Source organism: Ruegeria sp. YKSF57 (assembly GCF_059612585.1).
Window position 1 is genome coordinate 58459 of the sequence record NZ_JBXWQW010000027.1, and the last position, 9918, is coordinate 68376.

The following is a 9918-nucleotide window of genomic DNA, read 5'->3' on the forward strand; positions in this document are numbered from 1 at the left end:
TCTGTTCCTTCCCTGACATCCGTGTGTCTGCGTGTCGGACAGTCATGCCACCTGCGCCTCCAGCCGCGGATAGCGCAGGCCCAGCGTCAGACCGCGGGCGATGTTGAGCACCATCAGCGCCGCCCAGAGTCCGTGGTTGCCGAGCGTGGGCACCAGAAGAAACAACGCCAGAACGTAGATGATGACCGACTGGATCATTGCGATTCTCATGTCGCGAGTCCATGTCGCGCCGATATAAATGCCATCGAACATCCAACTGGCGACGCCCAGAACCGGTGCCAGCGCCGCCCAGATCAGATAGTCACGCGCGCCCAGACGCACGTCGGGTGACGTGGTCATGATGTCGATAATCAGCGGACCCGCAACAAAGAACACTGCTCCCAATACGAGCGCGCCGCCCACCCCCCATTGCGAGGCGATGATCCCGGCACGTCGCAGCTGATAGCGATCCTTTGCGCCAACAGCACTGCCCACCAGCGCCTCGGCGGAAAAAGCAAAACCGTCAAGCGCAAAGGCGGTGATTTCCAGAAACTGCAGCAACACCTGATTGGCGGCGAGGTTGACGTCGCCCAGATCAGCGCCGACGAACAGAAAAGTGGTGAACGCCCCGGTCAGCAATACCGAGCGCACCATGATGTCGGCATTCACCTGCAACATGCGGCGCAGGCGGGTGGCGTCAAAGATGCGGGCCCAGTCGTGCCACTGTTCACCGGCGAAAGCCTCGCGGCACAGCCACAAGCCCAGCGCGAGGCCGGTCCATTCGGCGATCAGGGTCGCGGTGGCGACGCCTTCAACCCCCCAGCCCAGCCCCAGAACGAACCAAAGGTCGAGCGCAATGTTGAGACCATTCATCCAGATTTGCAGAACGAAGACACCGCGCGTTTTCTCGATGGCGATCAGCCAGCCGGTGACGGCATAAAGCGCGATGGTGGCGGGCGCGCCCCAGATGCGAATCTCCAGATAGGTGCGGGTCAGCGCCTCGACCTCGGCGCTGGCAGGGGCCAGTGCGAAAGCGCCCCAGAACAAAGCCGCTTGCGCAACGATGATAACCAGCCCCGCCGCGAAGGCCAGAAGCAGGCCGCGCATCAGCAGCGCACCGGTCTCGGCCATGTCGCCCAATCCGCGCGCTTGCGCGGCAAGGCCGGTGGTGCCCATGCGCAAAAAGCCGAACACCCAATAGATCGTGGCGAGGATCACCGCGCCGATGCCGACCGCGCCGATGGGGGCGGCCTGCCCCATCTGCCCCACCACGCCGGTATCGACGGCCCCGAGGATCGGAACCGTTGCGTTGGACAGCACGATGGGCAGGGCAATTTTCAGCACCCGCCGATGTGTGATGGGTGCCGAGGCGTCCTTCATGGCGGGTCAGGCTTTTTCGGATCGCGGCTGTGGCATCAGGAAATGGCCGGTCGCCTGGGCGAACATCTTTGAATGGTGGTCCTGCCACGCCTCGACCCGGACCGAGGCGTAACGACGGCCCGAACGGCTGATGAATGCGCGTGCATAGGCGTCGCGCGGCAGGCCCGAGCGCAGGTAGTCGACGGTAAAGTCGATGGTCTTGGGAAAGCGCATATTGTCGTCGGTCAATATCTCTTCCGGATCGATCTCGCCGCTTTCGATCCGGGGAAACAGGTGCGACCAGCTGAGCGTGATCACCGCCGTCACCTCAAGGAAGGCCGCCGTCACGCCACCGTGGATGGCTGGCAAGAACGGATTGCCGATGTGTTTTTCGTCGAAATTCAGAACCCCGGTCAGCTCGTCCCCGCGACGGTCGAAACTGATGTTGAGAAAGCGGATATAGGGCACGCCTTCGACCAGCGCCTTGAGTGCGGCATCGCGGCGCTGCTTGACCACCTGCATCGGTTCGGGACGGGCGCGCGCCATATCAGCGGCCCTCCACGGTAAAGGCGCCCGAGGCGGTGGCGACAGGTTGGTCCTGATCGTCATCGGTGGCGGTTGCGCGGACAAAGGCAACGTTGCGGGTGATGTGATAACAGGTCGCGCGCGTCGAAATTCGCTGGCCCGGCGTCGCGGCGCGCATGTAGTCTATGCGCAAGTCGATCGTCGCGGTGCCGCCGGGGGCGGAGGGATGGCTCATCACTGCGGCACCGCAGCAGGTATCCAGCATGGCCGATACTGCCCCGCCATGAATCACCCCGGTGCGCGGATCACCGATCAGGTCTTCGTTGTAAGGCATCGATATCTCGGCCTCACCGGCACCGATATGATCAAGCTCCAGCCCCAGCGCCTTGGCGTGCGGGATGGCCTCGATGAACTGGCGAGCGAGTTTTGTTTTGTCGACCATAGGCTTGGGTCCTGCTGTTGAGTGCCCCTTTATGGGCCGCTGCGACATCAAAGAGCAAGACCGCCTGTTGCGCATGACGAAACGACACCATAGGTTGCCGGGCGAGGAGAAACAGAATGTCCGACACCCGTTTGTCATTCAAAGAGATGTGCGCGGAATTCGACGTAACGCCGCGCACGCTGCGCTATTACGAGTATATTGAACTGCTGCAGCCAGACCGCGAAGGGCGTTCGCGATTTTATGGCGCGCGGGAACGCGCCCGGATGAAGCTGATTTTGCGCGGGCGCAAGTTCGGCTTCCCGCTGGAAGAGATTCGCCAATGGCTCTTGATCTATGAGGACGAGGGCAATCAGGCGCAGATGTCAGCTTTCATCGAAATGGCCGACCGTCAGATGCAAGAGTTGCGCCAGCAGCGCGAACAGCTTGACGAGGCGATGGACGAGTTGAAGCGACTGCGTGACCAGACCGCCAATAGTCTGGCCTGACGGGGCGCTCTCCGTCTCTCACTTCATCGTCATCCGAGCACGATACCCGTTGCCAGAACATGGGCAGACCGCCAAGCATGGCGCATGTATCGAGTGGAGGATCGAGCGTGACACAGTCCCATTTTCTACGTTCGTCATACAACGCCAATGAAAGGCGATTTTGCCCCCTTCAGGTTGACGTTGCGGAAATAAAATTTCCCGAAAGATGCCTGACGCGAATTGATCTTACGTCACCAAAAAAGTGACGCAGCGTCTAGCTTACGTAAACGTCAATTGCATGTTGTAAATCGCCCGACACCCGGCCAACTCGATATCACCAGGTACGTGATTTGAGAGATTGAGACATGAATGAAGAACTGATGACCATTCGCGAGATGTGCGAGACCTATGACGTGACCCCTCGCACCTTGCGGTTCTACGAGGCCAAGGAACTGCTGTTCCCGATCCGCGAAGGTCAAAAACGGCTGTTCACCAAACGCGACCGCGCCCGACTGAAACTCATCCTGCGCGGCAAGCGTTTCGGCTTCAGCCTCGAAGAAATCCGGCAACTTCTGGACCTGTATCACGCCGGCGACCAGCAACTGACACAGCTGACCCGCACCTATGAGATCGCATGTGACCGGCTTGCTGACATGGAGTTGCGCCGAGACGAGCTGACCCAGGCCATCGAAGACCTGAAAGAGCAACTGAAATGGGGCGAAAAGGTCATCGCCTCGATGAAAGAAGAAAAGAAGGCGGCCGAGTAACGCCTACCCCGCCCCTCAGAAAATTGAAACAATTGGGAGCCTTCCATGCCCGTCTACAACGCCCCAACCAAGGATACGCAATTCGTCCTGCATGATGTCCTGAACGTTTCCGCCTCGGACGTCCCCGGCTATTCGGACCTGGAACCTGAATTTACCGGTGCGGTTCTGGACGAGGCAGGCAAGATCGCGACCAATGTGCTGCACCCGCTGAACGTGGTGGGCGATGCCGAAGGGTGTCGACTGGAAAACGGCATCGTCTACACCCCGACGGGGTTCAAGGAAGCCTTCGAGCAGATGAAGGAAGGCGGTTGGACCGGGCTGGACATGCCCGAGGAGTACGGCGGGCAGAACATGCCCTATGTTCTGGGCACTGCCGTGGGCGAGATGTTTTCCGCCGCGAACCAGGCGTTCGTGATGTATCAGGGCCTGACCCACGGCGCGGCCTCGGCCATTCTGGCGCATGGGACCGATGAGCAGAAGAACAAATACCTGCCCAACATGGTTGCCTGTGAATGGACGGGCACCATGAACCTGACCGAGCCGCATTGCGGCACAGATCTGGGTCTGATGCGCACCAAGGCGGAACCGCAGGGCGACGGCAGCTACAAGATCACCGGGCAAAAGATCTTCATCTCGTCCGGCGACCACGACATGGCTGACAACATCATCCATCTGGTGCTGGCGAAAGTTCCCGGCGGCCCCGAGGGCATCAAGGGCGTGTCGCTTTTCATCGTGCCTAAATTCCTTGTCAACGACGACGGCAGCCTGGGCGAGCGCAACGGCGTCTCGGTCGGCAAGATCGAGGAAAAGATGGGCATCCACGGAAACTCGACCTGCGTCATGAACTATGACGCCGCAACCGGTTGGTTGCTGGGCGAAGAGCACAAGGGCATGCGCGCCATGTTCACCATGATGAACGAAGCGCGTCTGGGCGTGGGCATGCAGGGGTTGTCCCAGGCGGAAGCTGCATTCCAGAATGCCCTGGAATACGCCAAGGACCGCCTGCAGGGCCGCGACGTGACCGGGGTGAAGAACCCGGACGGTCCGGCCGATCCGCTGATCGTGCACCCGGACATCCGCCGCAACCTGATGGATCAGAAGAGTTTCACCGAAGGTGCGCGCGCGTTCATCCTGTGGGGCGCCACGATGATCGACAAGGCGCATCGCGCACAGGACAAGGACGCAGATGGGCTGATCTCGTTGCTGACGCCGGTCATCAAGGGTTTCCTGACCGACCAGGGCTATGACATGACCGTACAGGCGCAGCAGGTTTATGGCGGCCATGGCTACATCGAGGAATGGGGCATGTCGCAATATACCCGCGATGCCCGGATCGCGATGATTTACGAGGGGGCCAACGGCGTTCAGGCTTTGGACCTCGTGGGTCGAAAACTGGCGCAGGACGGCGGTAAGCACGTGATGGCCTTCTTCGAGATGGTCAAAACCTTCTGCAAGGAGAACGCAGGGCAGGACGAATCCTATGACAAGGCGTTTATCAAGCCGCTGAAGGCTGCATCCAAGGATCTGCAGGCCGCGGGAATGTATTTCATGCAAAACGGCATGAAGAACCCCAATAACGCGTTGGCGGGCTCTTATGACTTCATGCACATGTTCGGCCATGTCTGCCTGGGCCTGATGTGGGCGCGAATGGCCAAGGCCGCGGCGTCACGACTGGCCGCAGGTGCTTCTGACGCCGCGTTCTACGAGACGAAGATCGCGACCGGGCGCTATTACATGGCGCGCCGCCTGCCCATGACCGCCACGCACCTGGCGCGCATCCAGTCGGGCGCTGACACGGTCATGGCGTTGGAGGCCGCAAATTTCTGAGCATTGCGGCGGGGTCCGCCCCGCCGGCCCAATCACTGAAGAAAGAGACATGCCGAAACGCTTTCGCCTGACCCGCCGCTTCCCCGTCGCCATGACGGAAGACGCCTACCGCAAGCTGAAACAGTTTGCGAAACAGTCAGGTCTGGACGAGGGCGAGGCGCTGTCGTTTCTGTTCGAGAATTTCAACAGCGTAGTCGACGAGGAAAACATGATCCACCGCTTGCGGCTGTTCAACGCGGAACTGGAGGAGCGCAAGCGGTGAAATTAATCCTGACTTTGGTGGCGGTTGTTCTCGGGCCATTAGTTTTGGTTCTTGGAAAACTCGCGATTACCGTTGGAGTTGCAAAAATAGCTGACTGCCATGACGTCACAGCTGCCGGAGTCCCCGATTGTACATTGTTCGGCACACAGGTTGGCGAGTTTGTCTATTCAGGTGTCTTCACTGGATATCAGCTTGGTTTCGCGTTGCTTTGGGCCGCAGGTTGCTTGGCTGTTTTGTTCATCATCGGAATACTTATCGCCATAGGGAGAGCGTTGAAATGGTTATAAAACTTCATTGCTTCGGAGAAAGCGGCAATTCCTACAAAGCAGCGCTGGCGTTGGAAATGTCAGGGCTCGAATGGAAGCCGGTTTTCGTCGACTTTTTCGGCGGCGAGACCCGCACGCCGGAATACCGCGCCACTGTCAACGAGATGGGCGAGGCGCCGGTTTTGATCGACGGCGATTTTCGCACCAGCCAGTCGGGCTGCATCCAGGCCTATGTGACCGAGAAATCCGGCAGGTTCGGAGGTAAAACCCGCGAGGAGAACTATGACATCCTGCGATGGGTGCTGTGGGACAATCACAAGCTCAGCTCGATGGCGGGCCTGACCCGGTTCCTGATCCATTTCCTGCCCGAACAGCACCGCAACCCGGATGTGATCACTTTCAACCAGGGGCGGCTCAAGGCCGCTTACAATGTGTTGAACGCCCACCTTGAAGGCCGCGACTGGATCGTTGGGGACAGCGTGACCAATGCAGATCTGAGCTGTTGCGGCTACCTCTATTACCCCGAGTCTTTTGGATTCAACCGTGCAGACTGGCCCCATATTGACGCCTGGCTGACCCGGCTTTCCGAACAGCCCGGCTGGAAAGCACCCTATGACCTGATGCCCGGCAACCCGTCGGATCGCGCTTGAGGAGAAACACATGACCGAAGCCTATATCTATGACGCCCTGCGCACGCCGCGCGGCAAGGGCCGCAAGGATGGCAGCCTGCACGAGGTGACCTCGGTGCGCCTCAGCGCGCTGACTTTGAACGCAGTGAAGGAACGCAACAACCTGGAAGGCCACGCGGTCGAGGACGTGATCTGGGGCAATGTCACCCAGGTGATGGAACAAGGCGGCTGTCTGGCGCGTTCGGCGGTCTTGGCTTCGGATCTGGACCAATCGATCCCCGGTCTGGCGATCAACCGGTTTTGCGCCTCCGGCATGGAGGCGGTGAATCTCGCCGCCAATCAGGTCAAGGGCGGCGCGGGCGATGCCTATATCGCCGGTGGCGTCGAGATGATGGGCCGCGTGGCCATGGGCAGCGACGGCGCGGCGATCGCCGTTGATCCCAGCCTCGCGATGGAGACCTATTTCGTGCCGCAGGGCATCTCGGCCGACCTCATCGCCACGGAATACGGATTCAGCCGCGACGATGCCGACGCATTGGCAGTCGAGTCGCAGCGCCGCGCGGCGGTCGCCTGGGAAGAAAACCGGTTCGAAAAATCGGTCATCACCGTCCGGGATCAGAACGGCCTGACCATTCTGGATCGCGACGAATACATGCGCCCCGGCACCGACATGCAAAGCCTTGGCGCGCTTAACCCCTCTTTCGCGATGATGGGCGAACAGATGCCGGGCTTCGACAAGGTGGCGATGCTGAAATACCCACATATCGAGCGGATCAACCACATCCACCACGCGGGCAACAGCTCGGGCATCGTGGATGGGGCTGCGGCTGTTCTGATCGGCAACAAGGAATTCGGCGAGAAATACGGCCTGAAGCCGCGCGCGCGCATCAAGGCAACCGCCAAGATCGGCACCGACCCGACCATCATGCTGACCGGCCCGGTACCGGTGACCGAAAAGATCCTGGCCGAAAACGGCATGGTCATCGGCGATCTGGACCTGTTCGAGGTGAACGAGGCCTTTGCCTCTGTCGTGCTGCGGTTCCAGCAGGCCTTTGACGTGGACCCCGGCAAGGTGAACGTCAACGGCGGCTCGATCGCCATGGGTCACCCGCTGGGCGCAACCGGCGCGATGATCATCGGCACATTGCTTGACGAGCTGGAGCGGCAGGACAAGGAAACCGGTCTGGCGACGCTCTGCATCGCATCCGGCATGGGTGCGGCAACCATTATCGAACGCGTGTAAGCGGCGGAGCAGGAGACCAAGAAAATGACTGATTTCACTCTGACCACCGACGCGGACGGCGTCGCCTTCATCACCTGGGACGCCCAGGGCAAATCCATGAACGTGATGACCCGCGACGCCTTTGAACTGGTGAGCGCGCTGGTCGATAAGGCACTGGCCGACGATGCGGTCAAAGGCATCGTCATCACCAGCGGCAAGGAAGGTACTTTCGCCGGCGGGATGGACCTGAATACATTGGCTACGATCCGGCAGGAAGCGGGGGAGGAACCGGCCCAAGCGCTGTTCGATTTCGTCATGGGTGGCCACCACATCCTGCGCAAGCTGGAACTGGCTGGCATGGACACCAAGACCAAAAAAGGCGGCAAGCCGGTGGCCTGCGCCATCAATGGCACCTGCGCGGGCATTGGCACAGAAATCGCGCTGGCCTGTCACCACCGGGTGATGACCAGCAATCCGAAATCCAGGATCGGCCTGCCCGAGATTCTTCTGGGCATCTTCCCCGGCGGCGGCGGCACCACTCGTTTCAGCCGCATGGTGGGCGCGATGGCGGCAGCCCCGGTGCTGCTCGAAGGCAAGATGTTGGAGCCAGCCAAGGCCAAGGGAGCGCAGCTGATCGACGCGGTGGCGGACGATCCGGTGGCGGCGGCCAAGGAATGGGTGCTGAACGCCAGGGAGGCCGATCTGGTGAAACCGTGGGATGCCAAGGGCTACAAGATGCCCGGCGGCGCGCCTTATCACCCGGCGGGGTTCATGACCTTTGTCGGTGCAAGCGCGATGGTGAACGGCAAGACCCAAGGCGCATTTCCTGCCGCCAAGGCGTTGCTGAGCGCGATCTACGAAGGCGCGCTGGTCGATTTTGATACCGCCCTGCGGATCGAGGCACGGCATTTCACCTCGATCCTGATGAACCCATCCTCGTCCGCGATGATCCGGTCGCTGTTCCTGAACAAGGAAGCGCTGGAAAAAGGCGCCGTGCGGCCCAAGGAGGTGCCGGATCAGCGTGTCAAAAAGGTCGGCGTTCTGGGCGCGGGCATGATGGGTGCGGGCATCGCGCTGGTCAGCGCACAGGCCGGAATGCAGGTTGTGCTGATCGACCGCGATCAGCCCGCCGCCGACAAGGGCAAGGCCTATTCCGAAAGTTACCTCGACAAGGGCATCAAGCGTGGCAAGGTCACGGCAGACAAGAAAGAAGCGATGCTGGGCCTGATCAACGCGACCCCTGATCTGGACGCGCTGAAGGGTTGCGACCTGATCATCGAGGCGGTGTTCGAAGACCCCAAGGTCAAGGCCGAGATGACCCGGAAGGTCGAGGCGATCATTCCCGAAGACTGCATCTTTGCCTCGAACACCTCAACGCTGCCGATCACCGGCTTGGCCGAGGCATCTGTGCGGCCCGAACAGTTCATCGGCATCCACTTCTTCTCGCCGGTGGAAAAGATGTTCCTGGTCGAGATCATCAAGGGCAAGAAAACCGGCGACCGGGCTGTGGCCAAGGCGCTGGATTATGTCCATCAGATCCGCAAGACGCCGATCGTGGTCAACGACGCGCGCTTTTTCTACGCCAACCGCTGTATCATTCCCTACATCAACGAAGGCCTGCGGATGATCACAGAGGGTGTCAGCCCTGTGCTAATCGACAATGCGGCGCGGCAACTGGGCTTCCCCGTCGGGCCGATCCAGCTCAACGACGAAACTTCGATCGATCTGGGGGCCAAGATCGCGCGGGCGACCAAGGCGGCAATGGGCCATGCCTACCCCGACAATCCGGGCGATGACCTGATCTTCTGGATGGAAGGTTTGGGCCGTCTGGGGCGCAAGGCGAATGCGGGCTTCTTCGACTATGACGACAAGGGCAAGCGCGTCGGATACTGGAAGGGAATGGCCGAGAAATACCCGCTGGCCGAGGATCAGCCTGATCTGATCGAAGTTCAGGAACGCCTGATGTTCGCGCAAGTTCTGGAAGCGGTGCGCGCGCTGGAAGAAGGCGTGCTGGAGGACATCCGCGAAGGCGACGTTGGCGCCATTCTGGGCTGGGGCTTTGCGCCGTGGTCCGGCGGGCCGCTCAGCTGGCTCGACATCATCGGCACGCCCTATGCCGCCGAACGCTGCGACCAGCTGGCAGCCGAATATGGCGAACGGTTCACCTGCCCGCCTC

11 protein-coding genes are annotated in these 9918 nt (G+C 60.6%); 8 read left to right on the forward strand and 3 right to left on the reverse strand.

Features of this window, described 5'->3' with window-relative positions; translation table 11 throughout:
- Nucleotides 1-42: 42 nt before the first annotated feature.
- The 3 genes from AC2FLX_RS13055 to AC2FLX_RS13065 are packed head-to-tail and all read right to left on the reverse strand — an operon-like array spanning nt 43 to nt 2305.
- On the reverse strand, nt 43-1359 hold the full coding sequence (locus tag AC2FLX_RS13055) for an MATE family efflux transporter (protein ID WP_496810763.1): 1317 nt from the start codon (nt 1357-1359) through the stop codon (nt 43-45).
- A gap of 6 nt (nt 1360-1365) precedes the next feature.
- Nucleotides 1366-1884, reverse strand: coding sequence for a PaaI family thioesterase (locus AC2FLX_RS13060; RefSeq protein ID WP_480751239.1), 519 nt, complete (start codon nt 1882-1884; stop codon nt 1366-1368).
- A 1-nt stretch (nt 1885) separates the two neighbouring features.
- On the reverse strand, nt 1886-2305 hold the full coding sequence (locus AC2FLX_RS13065; RefSeq protein ID WP_480751238.1) for a PaaI family thioesterase: 420 nt from the start codon (nt 2303-2305) through the stop codon (nt 1886-1888).
- Between the two features lie 116 nt (nt 2306-2421).
- Here AC2FLX_RS13065 and AC2FLX_RS13070 point away from each other — a divergent pair, with 116 nt between their 5' ends.
- From AC2FLX_RS13070 to AC2FLX_RS13105, 8 genes are all read left to right on the forward strand, one after another.
- Nucleotides 2422-2790 (forward strand): MerR family transcriptional regulator, encoded by a 369-nt coding sequence (locus AC2FLX_RS13070; protein WP_496748494.1) that lies wholly within the window; start codon nt 2422-2424, stop codon nt 2788-2790.
- A 344-nt stretch (nt 2791-3134) separates the two neighbouring features.
- Nucleotides 3135-3536 carry a MerR family transcriptional regulator gene (locus AC2FLX_RS13075; RefSeq protein ID WP_480751236.1) on the forward strand — a complete coding sequence of 134 codons (402 nt, stop codon included), beginning with the start codon at nt 3135-3137 and terminating at the stop codon, nt 3534-3536.
- A 45-nt stretch (nt 3537-3581) separates the two neighbouring features.
- On the forward strand, nt 3582-5363 hold the full coding sequence (locus AC2FLX_RS13080) for an acyl-CoA dehydrogenase C-terminal domain-containing protein (protein ID WP_496810764.1): 1782 nt from the start codon (nt 3582-3584) through the stop codon (nt 5361-5363).
- Between the two features lie 49 nt (nt 5364-5412).
- Entirely contained in the window at nt 5413-5625 is a 213-nt protein-coding gene (locus AC2FLX_RS13085; protein ID WP_480751233.1) for a hypothetical protein, read from the forward strand.
- Nucleotides 5622-5912: a hypothetical protein gene (locus AC2FLX_RS13090; protein WP_480751231.1), complete on the forward strand. Its 291-nt coding sequence runs from the start codon at nt 5622-5624 to the stop codon at nt 5910-5912. The genes AC2FLX_RS13085 and AC2FLX_RS13090 overlap by 4 nt, the downstream gene beginning before the upstream one ends.
- The gene (locus AC2FLX_RS13095; protein ID WP_496810765.1) at nt 5903-6541 is read left to right on the forward strand and encodes a glutathione S-transferase family protein; all 639 of its coding nucleotides are present in this window, start codon (nt 5903-5905) and stop codon (nt 6539-6541) included. Before AC2FLX_RS13090 ends, AC2FLX_RS13095 begins: the two co-directional genes overlap by 10 nt.
- A gap of 10 nt (nt 6542-6551) precedes the next feature.
- On the forward strand, nt 6552-7763 hold the full coding sequence (locus tag AC2FLX_RS13100) for an acetyl-CoA C-acetyltransferase (protein ID WP_480751228.1): 1212 nt from the start codon (nt 6552-6554) through the stop codon (nt 7761-7763).
- A 24-nt stretch (nt 7764-7787) separates the two neighbouring features.
- The coding region (locus AC2FLX_RS13105) for a 3-hydroxyacyl-CoA dehydrogenase NAD-binding domain-containing protein (RefSeq protein WP_496875443.1) at nt 7788-9918 on the forward strand (2131 nt) is incomplete at its 3' end.

Excerpts from the sequence above, each read along its gene's own strand:
- AC2FLX_RS13055 (WP_496810763.1), bottom strand. The coding sequence starts at position 1,359 with ATGAAGGACGCCTCGGCACCCATCACACATCGGCGGGTGCTGAAAATT.
- AC2FLX_RS13060 (WP_480751239.1), bottom strand. The coding sequence starts at position 1,884 with ATGGCGCGCGCCCGTCCCGAACCGATGCAGGTGGTCAAGCAGCGCCGC.
- AC2FLX_RS13065 (WP_480751238.1), bottom strand. The coding sequence starts at position 2,305 with ATGGTCGACAAAACAAAACTCGCTCGCCAGTTCATCGAGGCCATCCCG.
- AC2FLX_RS13070 (WP_496748494.1), top strand. The coding sequence starts at position 2,422 with ATGTCCGACACCCGTTTGTCATTCAAAGAGATGTGCGCGGAATTCGAC.
- AC2FLX_RS13075 (WP_480751236.1), top strand. The coding sequence starts at position 3,135 with ATGAATGAAGAACTGATGACCATTCGCGAGATGTGCGAGACCTATGAC.
- AC2FLX_RS13080 (WP_496810764.1), top strand. The coding sequence starts at position 3,582 with ATGCCCGTCTACAACGCCCCAACCAAGGATACGCAATTCGTCCTGCAT.
- AC2FLX_RS13085 (WP_480751233.1), top strand. The coding sequence starts at position 5,413 with ATGCCGAAACGCTTTCGCCTGACCCGCCGCTTCCCCGTCGCCATGACG.
- AC2FLX_RS13095 (WP_496810765.1), top strand. The coding sequence starts at position 5,903 with ATGGTTATAAAACTTCATTGCTTCGGAGAAAGCGGCAATTCCTACAAA.
- AC2FLX_RS13100 (WP_480751228.1), top strand. The coding sequence starts at position 6,552 with ATGACCGAAGCCTATATCTATGACGCCCTGCGCACGCCGCGCGGCAAG.